Origin of the sequence: Alteromonas sp. a30, from assembly GCF_026788005.1 — a bacterium.
Taxonomy (GTDB): domain Bacteria; phylum Pseudomonadota; class Gammaproteobacteria; order Enterobacterales; family Alteromonadaceae; genus Paraneptunicella.
In genome coordinates this window covers 36,207-56,209 of the sequence record NZ_JABEPE010000009.1, presented here as the reverse complement: position 1 = coordinate 56,209, position 20,003 = coordinate 36,207, and the positions used below count along the sequence as shown (strand labels likewise).

General features: G+C 41.7%; 18 protein-coding genes. 4 read left to right on the top strand and 14 right to left on the bottom strand.

What is annotated here, in order from left to right; translation table 11 throughout:
• Window positions 1-168 precede the first annotated feature (168 nt).
• From HJG39_RS10450 to miaB, 12 genes are all read right to left on the bottom strand, one after another.
• A complete protein-coding gene (locus HJG39_RS10450; RefSeq protein ID WP_268409024.1) occupies window positions 169-450 on the bottom strand; it encodes a hypothetical protein in 282 nt (93 codons plus the stop codon).
• Window positions 432-938 carry a hypothetical protein gene (locus HJG39_RS10445; protein ID WP_268409023.1) on the bottom strand — a complete coding sequence of 169 codons (507 nt, stop codon included), beginning with the start codon at window positions 936-938 and terminating at the stop codon, window positions 432-434. Before HJG39_RS10445 ends, HJG39_RS10450 begins: the two co-directional genes overlap by 19 nt.
• Window positions 939-956: 18 nt before the next feature.
• On the bottom strand, window positions 957-1,217 hold the full coding sequence (locus HJG39_RS10440; RefSeq protein ID WP_268409022.1) for a hypothetical protein: 261 nt from the start codon (window positions 1,215-1,217) through the stop codon (window positions 957-959).
• A 269-nt stretch (window positions 1,218-1,486) separates the two neighbouring features.
• The gene (locus HJG39_RS10435) at window positions 1,487-2,398 is read right to left on the bottom strand and encodes a diguanylate cyclase domain-containing protein (protein ID WP_268409178.1); all 912 of its coding nucleotides are present in this window, start codon (window positions 2,396-2,398) and stop codon (window positions 1,487-1,489) included.
• Window positions 2,399-2,462: 64 nt separating this feature from the next.
• On the bottom strand, window positions 2,463-5,711 hold the full coding sequence (locus HJG39_RS10430) for a PAS domain-containing hybrid sensor histidine kinase/response regulator (RefSeq protein WP_268409021.1): 3,249 nt from the start codon (window positions 5,709-5,711) through the stop codon (window positions 2,463-2,465).
• Window positions 5,689-6,351, bottom strand: a complete 663-nt coding sequence (locus HJG39_RS10425) for a hypothetical protein (protein ID WP_268409020.1) — start codon at window positions 6,349-6,351, stop codon at window positions 5,689-5,691. The genes HJG39_RS10430 and HJG39_RS10425 overlap by 23 nt, the downstream gene beginning before the upstream one ends.
• Window positions 6,344-7,336 (bottom strand): ion transporter, encoded by a 993-nt coding sequence (locus tag HJG39_RS10420; protein WP_268409019.1) that lies wholly within the window; start codon window positions 7,334-7,336, stop codon window positions 6,344-6,346. The genes HJG39_RS10425 and HJG39_RS10420 overlap by 8 nt, the downstream gene beginning before the upstream one ends.
• Before the next feature lie 94 nt (window positions 7,337-7,430).
• Window positions 7,431-8,954: an apolipoprotein N-acyltransferase gene (gene lnt / locus HJG39_RS10415; protein WP_268409018.1), complete on the bottom strand. Its 1,524-nt coding sequence runs from the start codon at window positions 8,952-8,954 to the stop codon at window positions 7,431-7,433.
• 10 nt (window positions 8,955-8,964) lie between these two features.
• Window positions 8,965-9,846 (bottom strand): HlyC/CorC family transporter, encoded by an 882-nt coding sequence (locus HJG39_RS10410; protein ID WP_268409017.1) that lies wholly within the window; start codon window positions 9,844-9,846, stop codon window positions 8,965-8,967.
• Between the two features lie 43 nt (window positions 9,847-9,889).
• Window positions 9,890-10,339, bottom strand: a complete 450-nt coding sequence (gene ybeY, locus HJG39_RS10405; RefSeq protein ID WP_268409176.1) for an rRNA maturation RNase YbeY — start codon at window positions 10,337-10,339, stop codon at window positions 9,890-9,892.
• A 17-nt stretch (window positions 10,340-10,356) separates the two neighbouring features.
• Window positions 10,357-11,439: a PhoH family protein gene (locus HJG39_RS10400; protein WP_268409016.1), complete on the bottom strand. Its 1,083-nt coding sequence runs from the start codon at window positions 11,437-11,439 to the stop codon at window positions 10,357-10,359.
• 62 nt (window positions 11,440-11,501) lie between these two features.
• Window positions 11,502-12,926 carry a tRNA (N6-isopentenyl adenosine(37)-C2)-methylthiotransferase MiaB gene (miaB, locus tag HJG39_RS10395; RefSeq protein ID WP_268409015.1) on the bottom strand — a complete coding sequence of 475 codons (1,425 nt, stop codon included), beginning with the start codon at window positions 12,924-12,926 and terminating at the stop codon, window positions 11,502-11,504.
• 254 nt (window positions 12,927-13,180) lie between these two features.
• Between miaB and HJG39_RS10390 the strand changes: the two genes are divergently transcribed.
• Window positions 13,181-14,356 carry an FAD-dependent monooxygenase gene (locus HJG39_RS10390; RefSeq protein ID WP_268409014.1) on the top strand — a complete coding sequence of 392 codons (1,176 nt, stop codon included), beginning with the start codon at window positions 13,181-13,183 and terminating at the stop codon, window positions 14,354-14,356.
• A gap of 59 nt (window positions 14,357-14,415) precedes the next feature.
• Here HJG39_RS10390 and HJG39_RS10385 read toward each other — a convergent pair whose 3' ends face one another.
• Both HJG39_RS10385 and HJG39_RS10380 read right to left on the bottom strand, forming a co-directional pair.
• Window positions 14,416-14,706, bottom strand: coding sequence for a hypothetical protein (locus tag HJG39_RS10385; RefSeq protein ID WP_268409013.1), 291 nt, complete (start codon window positions 14,704-14,706; stop codon window positions 14,416-14,418).
• 110 nt (window positions 14,707-14,816) lie between these two features.
• Window positions 14,817-16,253, bottom strand: coding sequence for an alanine/glycine:cation symporter family protein (locus HJG39_RS10380; RefSeq protein ID WP_268409012.1), 1,437 nt, complete (start codon window positions 16,251-16,253; stop codon window positions 14,817-14,819).
• 1,017 nt (window positions 16,254-17,270) lie between these two features.
• Here HJG39_RS10380 and HJG39_RS10375 point away from each other — a divergent pair.
• From HJG39_RS10375 to HJG39_RS10365, 3 genes are all read left to right on the top strand, one after another.
• A complete protein-coding gene (locus tag HJG39_RS10375; RefSeq protein WP_268409011.1) occupies window positions 17,271-18,596 on the top strand; it encodes a hypothetical protein in 1,326 nt (441 codons plus the stop codon).
• A gap of 737 nt (window positions 18,597-19,333) precedes the next feature.
• The gene (locus HJG39_RS10370; RefSeq protein ID WP_268409010.1) at window positions 19,334-19,699 is read left to right on the top strand and encodes a type II toxin-antitoxin system RelE/ParE family toxin; all 366 of its coding nucleotides are present in this window, start codon (window positions 19,334-19,336) and stop codon (window positions 19,697-19,699) included.
• 1 nt (window position 19,700) lies between these two features.
• Window positions 19,701-20,003, top strand: a complete 303-nt coding sequence (locus HJG39_RS10365; protein ID WP_268409009.1) for a helix-turn-helix domain-containing protein — start codon at window positions 19,701-19,703, stop codon at window positions 20,001-20,003.

Here is a 20,003-nt window from a genome sequence, read left to right as displayed (position 1 = left end):
CATTGATATTACCGCTATCTATTATTGCTTTGCGTTGAAATATGAGCCTTTTAGCGTGTAAATGAGCGGGAGGTGAGGCTTGGTAGGGTTGCCGAAAAAGTCGGATCGTATGAATGCTGATGCGAAACAATAAGTACACAATACTCAACACAGCGAGATTTTCTAACGTCATGGGTAATCGACAACCTCGAATCGAGTGAGTTGCAGGATTTTAAGCTCCCATTGTTCCAATTCCGCTTGAGCTAGGAACAAAGCGTCAACGTCGTTTGCTGATAGGCGTGACAGTAGACATCGTTCCGACAACATAACTCCCTCAACAATTGCTTCATGAAAAGCGAGTATGTTTGGTTTATTCCTTGCTGCTGTAAAATCGCGCTGAAAAATTCGCCAAGTTAACATCAGTAGGCAACTTAACAAAATTGAGATAAGGATTAAGCATGCTGTCTCCATTTCAAACCTCCCTGAGAAAGCACTTGGAGTAATAAATATCCTGCTATCGAAAAGTTAATAAAAGGAATGCCAAAATTGTAGACTCTATCCAAAATACTCATATGTATCAGCATTTGGTTGAGGAACATAAGCAAGTGCAATACGATGCTAATGACGTATGCGCCTTGCACAATTCTGAGTTCTTTGCCTTTACTGGTATTGGTCCATTCATGGCATTTTTGCAGAATAAGTACCACAAGAAAGCTGAAAATCGACCATAAAATAACCCAAAAGCCTACCCTTAGAACAAACTCAACATCCTGATCGTAAATGAAACGAATTAATGGCGTATTTAGCGTTGCAGAGAAAAACTCAGCGAGCGCTAGGATTACCACGATAATCGATACTGATGAGAGATGTTTTGTTGTCCCTACACTAAAAACAAATAGCAATGTATATAAATAAGGTAAGCTTTTAGCAATACTTAATGCGGCTTCATTCCAGCTCATAATTATTTCAACCTTAGATTAAGGCTTTAGGCAGAAACCAAGGAAGCACACCGAACTTTCTTCAGGTGAAATTGATTTTGGCTTAGGAGGAATAACGCCTTCGCCATTGCCGCTTGCAACAATAACTCCCTCTTCCTTGTTGTATGATAAGGAGGCATTCTCGCTGTTAATATTGGCTGCTTGAATACCAAAGGAAAGAGAGTGACTGCCTGCACTGGTTGCTTGAGATACAAGTAATGCACTTAATGTAAGTGGGATAAGTTTATTTTTTAATTTCATGTTGTTTCCTCTTTGTGGATATAAAAGTGTCTCAAATGGGAATTTAACATGGCTATTTTTAAAATACCATAAGGATAATTAAATATTAGCTAAAAAAATGTCTTTTTTGTGGCGGTGGTTCGTAGGTTTCTGTATCTTGTGACGCTAGGTAATTGAAAAATATAATTTTTCTGAATGAGCGAAGAAGTATTGAACGGGATTAAGATGTAAATATGTCTTTTGGATGCATTTTGGGCAAAGCAAACCACTGAATATGTATGTTAAGGGATTTAAGCTTTAAATGCCCTTGCGATACATTTATTGCGACCAGTTTCCTTTGCTTCATACATACAGCCATCAACAAAATTAAGCACTTGCTCAGGCGTGATGTTGGGATTAGGTACAACACTCGATAGCCCAATACTAATTGTGATGATGCCGTAATCCTTATTTTCTGGATGGGGCAGGGCGAGAGCGCGAATGGTATCGACCAATTTGTCTGCGCAAGACTTAGCGCCTTCCAAATCTGTATTTGGCAATACGATAGCAAACTCTTCTCCACCATATCGAGCAACAATGTCGGTTTCGCGCTTGTAACATTGCTCAATCGTTTGGGCTATGGTGCGTAAACATTCATCACCTTGTAAATGCCCGTAGTAATCATTGTATTTTTTGAAATTATCAATATCGAGGAAGATTAGGCTAAGGGGATCGTGCTCTCGAAGGGCGCGACCCCACTCAATATACAGTTGATCGTCAAATCGACGACGATTCGCAATACCGGTTAAGCCATCGGTGGTGGATAAATGCTTAAGTTGATTACGATAACGTACCAATTCTAAATGGTTGCGGATCCGCATTTTAACGATTGAAGGGTGAAAAGGTTTCGCGATGTAATCAATAGCACCGAGCTCTAACCCTTTTTGTTCGTCATCTTCGCTATCCAATGAGGTGACAAAAATGACAGGGATCATATCGGTGAATTTGTTTTCTTTAAGGCGAGAACAGACTTCGTAGCCGTCCATTTCGGGCATCATTACATCAAGCAGGATAAGATCTGGGCGCATCTTTTGGGCAAGCGACAGCGCTTCTTTGCCACTTCTCGCAAATATGATGTTGCATTCTGTGCGAATGATTTCGCCCAAGGTTTTAATATTGTTGATAGAATCATCAACGATCAAAACCGTCTGTTTTTCGTTCACTTCACTCAACGGCTGCACCGATTTATCATTGTCACAAGTAATTACTGCACTGAGTTATTGTTTATTAAGCACTATCAGCTTCTATTTCTTGCTTTAACCTTTTGGCGGATTGACTTGCTTCTTCAAAATCAAGTCGTCCTAAACTGGCAATTAGGGTCTGTTTGGTTGGCCCGTATTGCTCATCCGGTATTTTGTTGACTAAAGTCTCACCAAATTCAATTGCATCTAACTGCTGAGTTTGCAGCATATTCTCAAGTTGTTCAATCAGGGGAATAATATTTTCCGTATCAATTTGTGTTGTTTTTTCTAAACTACTTGATTCTTTTAGTTTTTTAGCACTATTTAAATATTCATTGATGGCCGTGATTAAGCTATCCATTTGCTCAAAAAGGCTATTTAGCTCATCTTTTGTGACTTGGTTGTGTAAACGTAATTGGCTTTCTATTTTGCCTGCAAGGTGGTGAATATCGTTTGCCGAAATGTTACCTGCTTCACCTTTGAGTTTGTGAATATGGTGGAGCATCGCTTCTAAATTATTGGATTTATGATAGTTTTCGAACCTTTGATTAAAGGTTTCATAGTCATGATGGAACTCGCCTAATAAACTGTCTAATAAGTTCGTTTTATAACCCATCCGCTTTAAAGCGGATTCAAGGTTAATGCCTCTTATGTAGGGCAGATCACTTATCTCAGATTTTCTATCTTCAACATCGACAGTGGTATTAACAGATAGATATTTCCCAATGGTGCTGTAAAACAGTTCGACATCAATGGGTTTACTTAAATGATCAACCATACCTGCTTGCAGGCTTCTTTCTCTGTCTTCCTTCATTGCATGGGCTGTCATTGCAATAATTGGGGTAGTTACTTTCAGTTCATTGATTAAGGTTTTGCTCGCGGTGAGACCATCAACTTCCGGCATTTGAATATCCATCAATATGAGATCAAACTTTTGTTCTTTCGCTCGTGTAATGGCTTCTTGTCCATTGTTGGCAATGACAACTTGAACATGAATATCATCTAAGAGGCCAAGTACCACTTCTTGGTTGAGTTTGTTGTCTTCTGCAAGTAAGACCTTTTTGCCTTCGCAGACGCCACCATTTAAACAGGGAGAATGATCAATTTCTTGAGGAGCTTGTTTGTCGAATAGGGCTTCGTTAATCGCTTCAAAGAGCTTGTGTTGGGTAACAGGTTTGGAAAGTTGACTTGATAAGGGTAAGTCCTGTGTTTCCTTTATGTAGTCTTCATTATGACCATAGGCTGTTAGCATGATAATGGCGGGTTGAGAGTGCTTTTGTGAATCTGGAAGTGAAGCCTTAATACGCTGACTATTGATTTGTTTAATCAGCTCTACACCATCCATTTCTGGCATTTTCCAGTCGATAATCATGAGATGAACGGTTTCATCTATTTCATGCAACTTTTTCAAGCACTCTGCGCCTGAATGGGCAACACTGACGTGGCAACCCATGTGGTGTAGCATTTCTGCCAGTACATAGGTTGATGTGGTACTGTCGTCCACAATAAAGATATGTTTACCTTTTAGTCCATCTTCTATCAGTTGTGCCGCTTCTTGTTGAGGATAGGCCACTTGTTCAGGAGCAAGATCTAAATAGGCGGTGAAACTAAAGGTACTGCCTTTTCCAAACTCACTGTCGACCCAAATTTCGCCGTCCATTAAGTTAACGAGTTTGGCGCAAATCGACAGACCTAAACCCGTTCCGCCGTACTTGCGAGTAATTGAGTTATCAACTTGATTAAATGAGCTAAATAGATGCTTTTGTTTATCTTCGGCGATGCCGATGCCTTGATCTTTAATACTAAACTGAAGCTCAATATGGCCTTCGCCTATGTATTTAATTTTAATCGAGACTAGGATCTCGCCCTTCTCAGTGAACTTGATGGCGTTGTTAACTAAGTTTAATAAAATTTGTCCTAGACGGAGTGGGTCGCCCATTAAAGGTTGGGGAATACTTGGGTCAACAAAGTAGATTATATCTAAGCCTTTATTTGAGGCTTGTATAGCGGTCACATTAGATAAATTCGAAAGAATTTCTTCTATGGTAAAAGGAATAGATTCAAGTTCCATTTTACCGGCTTCGATTTTTGAAATATCAAGAATATCGTTGACCAAACTTAACAGTACATGGGCGGAGCTATCGACACGTTTAATCAGCCCGCGCTGCTTACGATTAAGATTGGAATTAAGCGCCAAATAAGTATTACCAATGATGGCATTCAGAGGAGTACGTATTTCATGGCTCATGTTGGCGAGGAATTGCCCTTTTGCCTGATTTGCTACTTCCGCTTGCTCTTTTGCTTCACGTAATGCCGATTCGATTTGTTTTTGCTTGGTAATATCCCGTCCTAAGCCTTCAATACTGAGAAAATTGCCGCTTTCGTCGTAAAGGTTAACTTCAGAAAGCAATAACCAGCGTTTGTTACCATATTTGTCTAAGATTTCTGCTTCAAACTCTAATTGATCTTCTGGATGTCTAGCACCTGAGTAATAGTGTGTTGCCACTTGGTTGATAGGGTTATTTGTTAGCAGGTTAACCAACTCTTGCATTTCATTTTCTCGATAACCAAAGAGCGTGAAAACATTGTCACTGGTGCTGGTTATCACGCCTTTGGGGTTGCGCGTATACACAAAGTAATGGTTCAAGCTGCTCAATAATCGGTGGTATTTCTTTTGATTTCGATACAGAGCTTGTTCAGAGAGGCGTCGCAGTGCTTCTTCTTTGCTCATTGTCCGAAGCATGTAGAAGGATAAGCCCCACGCGGTTAATAGAAGTAGTAAACTAATTGCGCCTTCAATTGCTAACTGGTTGCGAATATCGTTGGCGACCGTTTGGTAGAAAGAGTCTGATGTCCAAAATTGAACCAAACCGATGAGTTCATAGGTGTCGGGGGAGAATAATTCGATATTCGAATGAAAACAGGTTTCACAGTCTAAGGTACCAGCTGTGAGTGGGAGGGAAGGGTAGAAGTCTTCATCTATTTCTATGTGAATCCCCACATACATGGCATCCGAAGATTCATTATTTTTGTAGAGCATGATCCTATCCATCATTTCGTAAATAGGATCGAAGTTTTCATCGACAGGAATTTGATTAATTAGGCTTGCAAGGCGCAGTGATTGGGCCTCAGCCATAATTTTAGCGTCAACACTGGCTTTATTACGAAGTTCGGGCTCAAGCACTTGGAACCAATAAGAGGTTAATAACCCTTGTAGCGCCACGGTGAGCACCAAAAATACCGTATTAATGAAATACGATGTACTTTTTAACCTACTTGATGTTGTCTGGGACATAGGCTTTCGCAACTTTTAAGAAAAAGGGTTTGATCTGAACTTTCGACTTTTCAATAGTGTTGATATTGACGTACGGATGGATTCTTGATGTCGTAAAAAGCCCACCAAGAATGCCGTTTTCAACGTCGCCTTCGTATGGTGAAAAGGTAATGATGCCGTGTGCAATACCGTAATCGACGATACTTTTGACCCTATCTTCAATCAAAGGATCGACTAAAAAAATGGCAGCCGGCTTTAGGCTAACTTCCTTAACCAAATCAAGGTGTTGAACAAGGTGTACTTTTACATGACTGCCTTTTATTTGACCTTTATTTTCTAAACGCCCCATACGAACAAAAGAGCGAGCATAGTGTTTCGCTTTGGAGATGTTGGAGTGGTATATGAAAACAATGTCAGTTTCATCATCTTGGTTCACTTTTTTGCCGATTTCGCGGTCGGCTAAGAGCATTGAGCGGAAGATTTTAAGACCAGTTCGGAGTCTGCCTGATTGGTTATCAAGTGTGCCATCCGCGCTATAGGCTGGTAAGGGGGAAAACGTCAGACAGCAAACACACACACAAAGCACCATCATCCAAGATGATTGCCTATGCGGTTTTTGTTGCGAGCGGAAAAGTGCTCGTACCATATTGAATCTAATCAAGTTTATCCTTCCATTGTTGTACAGAGACATGTTCTTTCACAAGCTCTATTGTTTCGTTCACCATGCCTAACACTTCCTGCGTCAGCGCTTGCTCTGCAACAGAAGGCGCCGTTAGTCCATGATCGATTATGTCGCCTACTCTTTGAGGTGTCATATCTTGGAGCATGTTAACAATAGCTTGTACTACAATGTCTGCCACTGCCGTTTCTAACAGTCTTTCGATACTCGAACCAACGACCGGTAGATACGTGAGTGTTTGAACTTGAGCATTATTGCGTACTGCATCAGATACACTAAGCGCTATGTGCTCTCTTACTGACTCTCCAACTTGTTGATCTGCAATTGAATCACCAACGTGTAGTGCCAAGGAAGATAACCAATGATGCAACACCACTCTACGTGGCGCAAGTACCTGACTTTGTATCCTGTTCAAAAGATCAGAATCACCGGAAATATCTTGCTGCACGTCACTTAAGACTTTCACTACAATTCTGTCGCTTAACTCTTCTATAAAGACGTTGTAGTAAAAGCGGAAAAAACGGTAAACACCGGTGTCTTTTAGGTCGACTATGCGATATTTATGCAGTCGATGCAGTATTGATATGATGCGTAACAACCTAAAAACGCGAGCGGTTGTTACAGGAATACACCCTACTAGGTCGTACCAATGGATAAAGGGGAAAAAATACCAGCGTAGATATTCTTTTTCTTTGATGGCAACTGCCCAACGGATGAAAAACTCCACAAGGAAAATACTGATAAATATTAAGTCGATAAGAAGAAAGTTATCGTGAATGGGTTGGTAAGCTTCAGCAATTGCAGGAAGGTGCTGATGTAATGCATCGTTAATACTAACGACATCAAACAGTGAATCGAAAACAATAAGTAATAGGTTGATCGTTAGCATGCCAAGCATGATGGCATCGATAATGAACCATGGGGTTTGCTGGCTCTTACGGAGATTACTGAAATTAAATTTAAGCATTATCAAACGCTTCCCTAATTTTTGTCACGGCTTCCTGACTAACTCGCAAGCCTAAGATAGAACATTTGAGCGTAAATTTATACCGAAATACGCTTTATTGGCGGTGTCTAAACGTAAAGAATAGGGCGATGACGGAGAAAATCCAAAGTGGGAAGTTACCTAATGCTCGGTAGGGAGTCGTGCCTGTGGTCGATGCAATAGACTGAGTTAACGTCGCATCTTCAAATTGTGGAGCTTGTGCTTGAACTCTGCCATTTGTATTAATAAAAGCAGTTATGCCGTTATTTGTTGCTCGAATCACAGGAAGGCCGAACTCCAGAGCTCGCATCTGTGCAATTTCGAGGTGTTGATGTGGCCCGTGGGAGCGGCCGAACCAAGCGTCGTTACTAACAGTGATAATGAAATTAGTATGATGGTTCAAATTAGCTCGAATCTGATCAGGAAAGGCAATTTCAAAACAGATTGCAGGGGCAAAGTAGATGCCATTAGCCTCTAGGTTAGCTTGTACATAGTCACCACGTGAAAACGATGACATCGGTAAGTCGAAAATAGGCGCTAGCCCTCGAATCCAACTCTCCAATGGAATAAATTCACCGATGGGTAATAAGTGATGTTTTTCATAACGGTTAGGATGACCATAGAAATAGGCTCCCTCGTCTTGTGATGGAGCAGAATCAGCCTGACCAAGGGTCATTAAGGTATTGTAGGCGTCTCGGGTTTCAAAATTGTAGTTAACAATTCCAGTTATTAATCCGGTATTGTGCTCTTTGGCCAATGCGTCTAGGTTTTCTAGGTAGGTTTTCGCCAGTGGTTCTAGTCTTGGAATGGCAGCTTCTGGCCAGATAACAACATCGGCGTCCCAATGTGCTTCTGTTAATGACAAATATTTATTCATGGTGGGCAAGTCTTGCTCCGGTACCCAGCGAAGGGCTTGTTTGATATTGCCTTGTACCATGGTAATCCGGGTTTTCTCTTTTGTAGGCTGGGTCCAATGAACTTGCTTGATGAGTGTGGATAACCCAAAGATAAGCGAGACACTGACAAACAAGGTAAAAGCCGGTTTCTTAAGGCCAGCAGTTATCCTGTTAGTTGTGACAACCGAACAGAGAAAAGCACTGATCCCAAGCAATAATAAGCTGATACCGGTTTCACCTATTAGCGGGGCCCATGCATTGAGTGGGCTAAGCGTTTGCGTATAACCTAAAGAAAGCCAAGGAAAGCCTGTTAGAAACCATCCTCTTATCCACTCTGTAATAAACCAAATAGCTGGCAGGCTCCAATACCAATGATTGGGATTTACGTATTTGCGGGTAACGTAAAAGGCGATGGCAGGATACAGCGCTAGATAACCACATAAAGTTAACATCATGGCGACTGAGGCTATCAGTGGGATACCGCCAAACTGTGAGATGCTAACATGTACCCAGCTAATGCCAGCACCAAACCAGCCAATGCCAAACACCCAGCCAAGTGTAAAAGCACTGTGTTGGGTTCTTTTTAACAAGATAAGTTGGGTAGTCAGTGCAACGGGGGCGATAAACCAATACGAAAAGGGAGCATAAGCCAGTGTTAAGCTCGCTCCCAGTAATAGGCTAATTAGACGCTCAAAATGCTTCAACTTGCAGTTTCTATTCTTGTTGGTATGGCTCGTCGTCGGGTTTAGGTAGTGTCACTTTAAGCTGAATTAGGCGACGTCCATCAGCGTTATTCACCCTGAACAGAATGTTGTCGAGCATCACGGCTTCATCTTTTTCGGGCATGTGACCGAATGAGTTAATTACAATGCCGCCAATGGTATCGGCATCTTCTGCATCGAAAGAAGTACCAAAGTGTCGGTTGAAATCGTCAACAGAAGTGAGCGCTTTTACTGAGAAGGTATAAGTATTAAGTTGTTTAATGTCTTCAGATAAATCTTCTTCCGCATCGTGCTCATCTTCAATTTCCCCCACAATGAGCTCAAGAATATCTTCAATTGTGACCAATCCAGATACACCACCGTATTCGTCTACCACGATTGCCATGTGGTAGCGGTGCTCCCTAAATTCGCGAAGTAGTGTATCAACACGTTTGCTTTCTGGAATAATAACTGCGGGGCGAATGATGTCGCTTAGTTGAATATCTGCTTCAGGCTCGAATGCTTTGCGAAGGAGATCTTTAGCAAGTAATACTCCTTCAACGTGATCTTTGTCTTCTGATACCACAGGGAAACGTGAATGTGCGGTTTCTAAGACTATTGGCAGAAATGCCTCTAGTGGTTGACCCATTTCGATAGTGGTCATTTGAGAGCGAGGGATCATTATGTCCCGAACTCGCATTTCACTCACACCCAGAACACCTTGGATCATCTTTCTTGTGTCTGGATCAATGACTTCCTTTTGCTCGGCTTCCGTAATAATGTCAGCCAACTCTTCTCTATTTTGCGGTTCTCCAGCAAAGGCTTGTACTATTTTTTCCAGCCAACCTTTGTTCGAAGAACCGTTGCTAGAGTGGGGGTTATCGTCTGTATTCATAGATTTTTAATCGCTTCCTAATGAGCACTTATCATTGACTAACTTAATAAGGGTCGTCAATACCCAGTTGGTTTAAAATGGCAACTTCTATGGTTTCCATTTCTTCGGCTTCTTCGGCCTCAATATGATCAAAGCCAAGTAAATGCAGGGTTCCATGTATTACCATATGGGCCCAATGGTGCATTAATTCTTTATTTTGTTCTTGCGCTTCTTTGGCGACCACTTGCGCACAAATTACTAAATCGCCTAAAAAAGGCATATCGACTTGCGGTGGCGCTTCAAAGGGAAAAGACAACACATTGGTTGGATAGTCTTTTTGTCGGTAATCGTGATTTAGCGCTTGACCTTCTTCAGCATCAACAATGCGAACGGTGATTTCTTGTTTCGTTAAACCTTGATGTTGCAATACGGCTTCTACCCATTTTTGCACTTCGGCTTCGCTAGGAATTGGCGAAAACTCACTGGCTAATTGGTAATCAAGGATGGTGCTTATCATGATATTTTGTTGGCTTACTTTTGTTGATCTGTATCAGGTTGGTTTGCGCTATTGGCAAGTTTGGCGTCTTCTTTGGCTTTTTCTCGCCATTTTTTCGCTTCCGCTTCTTCTTTTCGCTGAATTTCATCATGCTTTTCGTAAGCCTGCACAATTCTGGCGACAACCGGATGACGCACTACATCTTCGGCAGTGAAAAAGTTAAACGAAATATCATTTACTTCACTTAATACTTCAATAGCATGACGCAAACCGGAACGTACGCCACGAGGCAAGTCGATTTGGGTAATGTCGCCAGTAATCACCGCTTTTGAGTTGAAGCCAATACGGGTTAAGAACATTTTCATTTGTTCTTTTGTAGTGTTCTGGCTTTCATCCAAAATAATAAAGGCATCATTTAAGGTTCTGCCTCGCATGTAGGCAAGGGGGGCGACTTCTATCACATTTCGTTCAATGAGCTTTTCAACTTTTTCAAAGCCCAGCATTTCGAATAACGCGTCATATAAAGGACGCAGATATGGATCGACTTTCTGTGATAAATCACCGGGTAAAAAACCTAATTTTTCACCGGCTTCAACCGCAGGTCGAGTGAGCAAAATACGACGAATTTCTTGGCGCTCCAACGCATCCACGGCACAAGCCACGGCCAAATACGTTTTACCGGTTCCCGCAGGGCCAATGCCGAAAGTAATATCATGATGAAAAATATTGGTAACGTACAGGGATTGATGCGGATTACGGGGCTTTATTACGCCACGCTTGGTCTTGATAAAGGTTTCTTTTCCCGGTTCAGCCTCGTCGTTCTGCTCTAAACTTTTAGATGCTTGGATAGCAAGGTGAATTTGATCGGGCTCCAAAACTGGGATTTGGCCTTTGAGTGGTTGGGTTTCGATATAGAGCGACTTTAGCAATTCTGTTGTTGCATTCGCTTGAAGCGCCTTACCCATTACCGTGAAGTGGTTATCGCGGTAAGTGATCTCTACACCGAGTCGTCGTTCAATGTGCTTTAGATTGTCGTCAAAGGGGCCAACTAAACTGGAAATTCTATGGTTATTGCTTGGTTCTAAATCAAGCTTCCGACTCACTAATTGATTGCTCAACGATCACTCCTAAAAGGCTGTTTAATACGATTTGGCACTGGCATCATGAACCCTAATTCAGGCTAAGGCTGAAACTGGCTAACGCCTAGGTTATCGCCTGAATGTTGCATTTTAAATTTTTCGGGTACAGGAACAGGAATGGATTTTTCCATTTGTTCTTCGGTACGGATAACCTCTCCACGCAATGAGTTGGTGTGAACATCAATGATTTTGACATCAACGAACTTACCAATCATATCTGGTGTACCTTCAAAATTAACCACTCGGTAGTTTTCTGTTCTGCCGCTAAGCTCCATTACATTCTTACGTGATGGGCCTTCGACTAAAATGCGTTGCTCGGTGCCTAACATGCCGCGTGCAATGTTCAAGGCTTGCTGATTAATACGTTGTTGCAACAAATACAGACGTTGTTTTTTGGTTTCTTCTGGCACGTTGTCGGGTAAATCTGAGGCAGGTGTTCCCGGGCGCGCACTATAAATAAAGCTGAAACTCAAATCGAAATCAACCGCTTGAATTAAGTCCATTGTGTCTTCGAAGTCTTTATCGGTCTCACCGGGAAAACCGATAATGAAATCAGACGACATGCTTAAATTCGGACGAATTTTCTTTAATTTACGAATCTTTGACTTGTATTCGATAGCGGTATGACCCCGCTTCATCATTGCAAGAACATGATCTGAACCGGATTGCACTGGTAAATGTAGATGATCAACCAGTTCTGGAATATCGGCGTAGGCGTCAATAATATCGTCAGTGAATTCAACTGGATGAGAAGTGGTGTAACGAATGCGGTCGATGCCATCAATCGCGGCGACTAAATAAAGTAGCTCGGCGAAGGTGCAAATACTGCCATCGTGATGTGGGCCTCGGAAGGCATTCACGTTTTGCCCTAACAGGTTTACTTCTCGAACGCCTTGTTCGGCAAGTTGGGAGATTTCGAAAAGCACATCATCTACCGGACGGCTTACTTCTTCGCCACGGGTGTAAGGCACTACGCAAAAGCTACAGTATTTTGAGCAGCCTTCCATAATGGAAACAAACGCTGTAGGACCTTCCGCTCTGGGCTCGGGCATGCGGTCGAACTTTTCGATTTCAGGGAAACTAACGTCTACAACTGGCGTACGCTCGCCAGTCACTTGGTTAATCATTTCAGGTAAACGGTGCAAAGTTTGTGGGCCAAAAATGACATCAACAAAAGGCGCTCGTTTACGAATAGCCTCGCCCTCTTGGGAGGCAACACAGCCTCCAACACCAATAATTAAGTCGGGTTTCTTGTCTTTCAGGTTTTTCCAGCGACCTAGCTGGTGGAACACTTTTTCCTGTGCCTTTTCACGGATTGAGCAGGTGTTGAGCAAGATCACATCGGCATTTTCTGCTTCTTCAGCTAATGTGTAACCGTGGGTTGAATCTAATAAATCTGCCATCTTCTCTGAGTCATACTCATTCATTTGGCAGCCCCAGGTTTTTATATAAAGCTTTTTGCTCATCGTCGTTAATTATCCTCAATATGCGAATTGTGAATACAATTTAACCGCTCTGTTTACGGCAGCCGTGCATTTTAGCCACTTCAATATGCTGGGTCCAGTGTTTATCGGTGAAGCTTTAGTCTATCTTGAAATAACACTGGCCTTGATTAAGAGAATGTGAGTTGCCGCTACATTCTAAAGTTGAATTAACGTATATTTCCTCCTTCTCCGATAATGTTATCGTGATAATGAAAAAACGGTTTGGATTGAGATAGATGCAACAATTTGATGTCGTGGTATTAGGTGCAGGAATGGTTGGCGCAGCGGTGGCGTTAGGCTTTGCCCGCAAAAGTTTTAATGTTGCTATTGTCGAGCCAAATATGCCTGCGGCTTTTAACCCATCAAGCACACCGGATTTGCGCGTTTCTGCTATTAGCTTAGCGTCGGAGTCCTTGTTATCAGCATTAGGTGTTTGGGATTCTATCGCCGCAATGCGCGTGCACCCGTATCGACGCTTGGCAGTTTGGGAAGATGAGTCAAGCTTTACAGAGTTTGATGCGTCGGATTCATCAGGGGAAGCTCATAGCAGGATGGGGCACATGGTGGAAAATCGTGTGATCCAGCTAGGTATTCACCAAGCGCTTTCTGAATCAAAGAATGTACATTGGTTTAATCATTATCATGGCTTGAACGAAGACACTGGCGAACTCACCTTAAACGATGACATTGCCGCGAAAGCACAGTTGGTTATTGTTGCCGAAGGAGCGCAATCATCAGCAAGACAAAATGCCGGTATTGCTACGCAAGGTTGGCAGTATCGTCAGTCTGTGCTGAGTATAACTGTGAAGTGTCACCATGATGAACATCAACAAAAAGAATCAGATTTAACCTGGCAGCGTTTCGTTTCAGGTTGTCCTAAAGCCTTTTTACCATTATTCGACGATTATGCGGCATTGATTTGGTACGACCAAATTCCCGTTATACAGCGACTCACGCAACTTTCTAATAATGAATTAAAAAAACGTATTATTAGCGCTTTTCCAGAGAGATTACCGGATTTCGATATTGTTGAGACTGGCGCATTCCCGATTACACGAATGCATGCCCAGCGTTATTTCAAAGGCAGAATGGTATTGGTAGGGGATTCTGCGCATACTATCAACCCGTTGGCAGGGCAGGGGGTTAATTTAGGATTTAAAGATGTGGAAGCGCTACTTAAACACGTCACACAAGTTGAAGATGCGAGTTTATTGCAATCTCAACTCTTGGCTTATGAGCAATCTAGAAAGCCACAGAACTTGTTAATGATGTCGACCATGGACGCCATTTATAACGTTTTTGCAAGCGACGCATTGCCATTAAAGTTTGCCAGAAATGTAGGGTTGAAATTAGCAAATAATATGGGCTGGGCGAAGGACAAAGTGATGCGCTATGCCATGGGACTAAACTAAAATTGGTGTTTTGAAAGAGGCTAACTAAAGAAGATTCAAAGCAAAGTACTCGGAATTCGTTAGTCAGCCTTTTTTAAATATTGGACGAAAGAACGTAGGTAAGTAATCACATCATTAGAACTTAATTCTTCTTCCAAGCCCGGGGGCGTCATTAAGTTGATACCTACTTGGCAGGCTGCTTGGGAAATAATGGAAGATATTTGTTGATCCGTCATACCTTTGGTAGAAGCAAGTTGCATTGCCTCAATGAGATCGTCCAGCAATTCGTTTTCCGCATCACCACTGTTAATGGTGACTTGAGGCTTATCCTCTTTGGGTTTTATCAATCGATTTTTTATTGCAGAAAACATAATCCTTGGAAGCCCGTCATGTTACTGGTTAATTAACTACCAATATAAAGGGAAATACCCCTTGAATGCAATATCAAAGGGTAAATAAATTGGACTGTTTAGATAAATCGCTAGTCCCAAATACCTTTTTCTGATTCCCCTTGAATGTCACACTCTCCCGGTTTATACGAGGGTATTTGACCTTTCTTACGTTGTTCAAAATAGTGATGACTAATAGAAACAATTGTTGGCGTCATCCAAATGATGGCAATAATATTGATAACGGTCATCATGCCCAACGCCATATCAGCCGCGGCCCAGACTTGAGGTAAGGCTGCACGAGAACCCCAAAAAATCATTGCTAAATAGCCAATGGTATAAGCGATTCGACCCACTTTATTATCTAATTTAAATATATGGAGATTACTTTCTCCATACGCATAATTTGCAACGACTGATGTAAAAGCAAATAGGCTGATAGCGGCAGCAATAAAATCAATTCCATTGCCTCCTAAATGATGAGACATGGCATCTTGAGTTAAACGAATACCTTCCATTTGTTCCGACTGAGAACCGCCAGCCAGCAAAATAATCACGGCAGTGCATGTACATAACACCACGGTGTCGAAGAAAACGCCTAGCATTTGCACATAGCCTTGGGATACAGGATGGTTGGGATTTGGGGATGCAGCGGCTGCTGCGTGAGGGACACTACCCGAGCCGGCCTCGTTGGAGTACAAGCCTCGTTGAATGCCGTTTTTAATCGCCGCACCAACCGCGCCTCCTGTTGCTTCTTCTAACCCAAACGCGGAACTAATAATATGCCAAATGAGGGCTGGAATTTGCTCAATATTGGCAATGGTGACACCCAGAGTCACGAGTATGTAGCCAACAGCCATAAAGGGCACAATCCATTCCGCAAACTGGGCAATACGGTGCATACCGCCAACAACAATTAACCCAGCAAGTGTAATGATGGCTAACCCAGAATAGGTTGTGGGAATGTCGTATGCGTGGGAGAGGGCATCGGTGATAGTGTTAGCTTGAACGGCGCTAAAAATAAAACCATAACCAAGAAAAAGGCATAAAGAGAAGGCTACGGCGAGCCACGTTTTATTAATACCTTGCTTAATATAATATGCAGGACCACCACGATACTCACCATTTTCATCTTTAACTTTGTATAGCTGCCCTAGCACACTTTCAGCAAAGCCTGTGGCCATTCCCAATATCGCAATTACCCACATCCAGAAAATAGAACCCGCTCCACCTAAGGAAATTGCAACCGCAACACCAGCAAGGTTTCCGGTTCCTACTCTGGCCGATAAGCTGGTACAAAGCGCCTGAAAAGAGCTGATCCCATGACCTTTGGAGTCTGTTGAAGTGCTGCCTTTCATTACGCTGAACATGTAGCCAAAATGTCGAATTTGCACGAAGCCAAGCTTGACTGTGAACCAGATGCCTGCGAATACAAGCATTGGGATGAGGAGAGGAATGCCGACACCGAAAATTACGATGCTTTCACCCCAAAGAACGCCATTAATGGCCTGCACCAAGTCGTTGATCAAAATCTATCCCATTTGTTCTTATTGCTTTTTAATGGGGCTCAATACTGACCTGTATTAAAGTTGATGTAAAGCGGAGAAATATGTCGCTTGAAGAGGAGGTTAGATAGGGCATTTATCTAAAGAAAGTATAGAGTTTGAGAGAAGTCAAACCCTATATTTCCAAGTTAACCATGTCCTTACACAATTCGGTCGGAGCATAGCATTGAGCTTTTACACTTTTATTTTAGTGCCTTGTTTGATTAAAGCAGATCACTCAGAAAGAGAGGCGAATCAAGAAGAATGTAAAGGTGGATTATGGATTCTTTGTCGTATTTATATATTCATATAATTGCAGTGTTTTATAATTTAATTCTCTGGCGTAAATTGAATTTTCAATAACATATATAGCAGAACTATCGACAGGTTATACAGAATTTTGAGTCACCTATATTAAGGCTTAAATCAGCAAGACTTTTATGGGGCTTAAAAATTGTTATTTCATTAAATTTCGGGTTTTAGGCTAACTTACTGCTTTTTAATTAAAGGTTACTATACGGAATTTGTGTTGGATATACATTGAAGTTTTGAAAAATATGCAGTCCCCTATGGGATAGCGCGACACAACCCGCAGTGGTTAGTGATTGCATTGATATCAGCGACAGGGACAATTTTACCAATTGGTGTTTGATGGCAAAAAGAAATAAATTAAGCATAAACTCAATTATTAAAAATAATAATAAATTAACTATCCATTCTTCTTTCTTATCTTTTCTGTTTGTTAATATTTCCATGTTGCTAACTATTCGTCTGATTATAAAGTGAATATATTTAGTTTTTGAGTTCGCAATTGACAATTTTATTTAAGGTATATAATTTTAACAATGGGCATTTTTGATGAGCCATAAAAAACCACGCAAAGAAAATTAATAGTGTCTTAATAAGGATTAACGTGTCGACGGTGGTAGTAACGGATTGAATTGAAAAAGAAATGAAACAACAACTGCATTGAATGTTACTGCGGTAAACGAGGGTGAAATCATGTTTAATCGAGTATTCAAACACAAAGTGACCTTTTCGCGTCGAATCTTAGACGTTGCATCTCTTGCCGGGCTCTACACCGCAATGGCGATGACGCCGTTGGGGTCGGGTATGGCAGAGGCTGCTGGTTTTGCAGGCTGCGCCAATGAAAATGGCACTTGCAGTGTTCCAAGTGGTGATTTAAATAAGTTAACAACCATTCGATATGGTGTGAAGAATAGTAGTGATTTTGGTGGGCAAAATGGATTTAAGTACACTTTTGTGTATGGTATTTCCGGCGTTCAATGCAGTAACGGCATATTCGGTGATCCCGCGAAAGGAATAGATAAATCATGCGCACGCACTAGCCACAATCCCTTAGGCATTGATACTAGTGGTTATTCCGGTTCATGTGGTGAAGGTAGTAACTGTATTGTTTCCAGTTCAGGTGATGTTTACGTTTTGCGTTATGGTGCTTCTGGTCGTTATGTTTACCAATTTGCAAAGCCGGGTCAAAAATTCAGATGTGACAATGGATTTTTCAAATTTGATCCCTATCCAGGTCAAACTAAAACGTGCAACGCTAAAGCATATCAAATCGGCGATACTGCCATTGCACAGGAAAGTGCATATAGCACCGACAGTACAGGCTATCAGTATGGAGTGTATAACGACTGTGCTAACGAAGGGCAAAATTGCAACATAAATTCTAATCTGCCTACGCTAGTAACTTACGGAAGTGGAGACAATGTGGTTACCCACGTTTATCAGACGCAGCAGTTGCAATGCAATAATAATGGATTTGGCTACGACCCAAGTAACGGAAATACTAAGTTCTGTAACTATCGAAAATTACCACCTTCACTGCCTGATTCTTCTGCCAACTTGGGTGGACGATGGGAGTTAATCCTGGGGCAGCCGCCATACAATGGTAAAAGAACATATAATGAAAAAATAAGTTATGGCACAACTACCGGGCTAACAGAAGTGAATACTCGAGAGTTTAATACGTCAATTGGTTTTTCTTTTACCAAAAACTTTGGTCTTGTGCCAAATGTCGGCTTTTCTGGCTCGGCTACTATTTCAGTGACCCAGGATTTCACTCGGTCGAATAGTATTGAAGAGTCGTTTTCACAAGATACAGGTTTAGAAATTTCGACTGGATGCGAATCTAATTATGGTGATGGGCTTTATGTTTGGCAGTTCGTGTTAGAAGGCGCAGCCGAGCACTGCTTGCAGGGTACCGGAAATAGCTGCCTGTTTGAGACTCGATTTAAAGGCTTTGTTTGTACCAATACCAATGAGCCACCCTCTTGTACCGTAGGTTTAGGGGGATGTGGCATATAGTGTGAACTGAATGGTTCTGTGGTTTACACCTTAAACAGCTGAACTCGCAGAGGGTTCGGCTTTTTCAAAAACCAGCTTTTCAGCACTAATAAGCAATTTGTGACCAAATGCGTCATACCTACGCCACGATACACATTAGCAAAGGGATAAATTTATGGCAGTTTGCTAATTGGTTGGGTCATGCCTCACCGGAAATGCTTTTCCGACACTATGGCTCATTTATCCAAGCACACCAAGAAAATCAGCTTAGCGTCTACAAGTAAATTTTAACGTTGTATTGTGTAAATTATGAACGTGATTTGCAGAATTCCGCGTGTCATTTGCGTGTCATTTTTGAGTGGGTGCGTGGTGGGAAGGTGGACGCTAAACCCTTGAAATGTAAGGGTTTAGCGGTCTCGTATGTGGTGGAGCAGGGGGGAAGCTTGGAATACTTAAGCTCTCCATGCGTAAAAAGTACAATAAAAACAAAGGGAAAGCAACATTTTAAATTTATGCTCTAGTACCCGGGTAAGGAAACAAAAGTACTAGACTTACCCGATCAAACTTTCGGTTCAGATGCTCAAAGGGGAACTGAACCGGTATCGGGAGTTTGTCGTTTGATTGTTTGACAGCTCTATATTCGACAATCAAAATGCTCTCTTTTTGTAGTGGGAAGCTCTTTTATGGACTCGATAGAATTCTTAAGGGGTTGGCTTATGGTATTTACTTGTTGAAAATATACCCTAGTGGGGTACACTTTGATCTATAAAACAAAAGATTTTGTTTCTTCAACCAAGAAAGAAGGCTTATCGGATGATGACTTGATCCAAGCTTGTAACGAGATGGGTAGCGGTCTTTTTGATGCTGACTTGGGGGGAGGGCTTTACAAGAAACGAATTTCTGCGGGGAATAAAGGTAAACGTGGAGGTTATAGAACGGTTATTGGTGCTGTTATAGGTGATAGATATTTCTTTTTGTACGCCTTTGCAAAGAGCGATAAAGCCAATATCAACAATAAGGAAAAATTAGCGCTAAAGGAATTGGCGAAGTTGTTTCTGGAGTTTGAACCAAAAAGATTAAACGAGCTTGTAAAATCCGGTGAGCTTATAGAGGTAGGTCAATAGCATGAGTGATATTTTAAAATCAGTACATAGAACTGTTCAGGGTCTTGAAAAGTCCGGTGTCATCGACAAAACAACTATGCGTAAGTTCGATGCCCTATGCTTGACCAGTATTCATGAATTTAATGCTGAACAAGTAAAGAACTTGAGGCTCAAGTATAATTTGTCTCAGCCAGTATTCGCCCAGTTTTTGAATGTAAGTGATAAGCTTGTTAAAAAATGGGAACAAGGCGAAAGTAAGCCAAAGGGAGCAGCTTTAAAAATGCTGTCATTAGCTGAGAAAAAAGGTCTTGAGGTTATTGCGTAG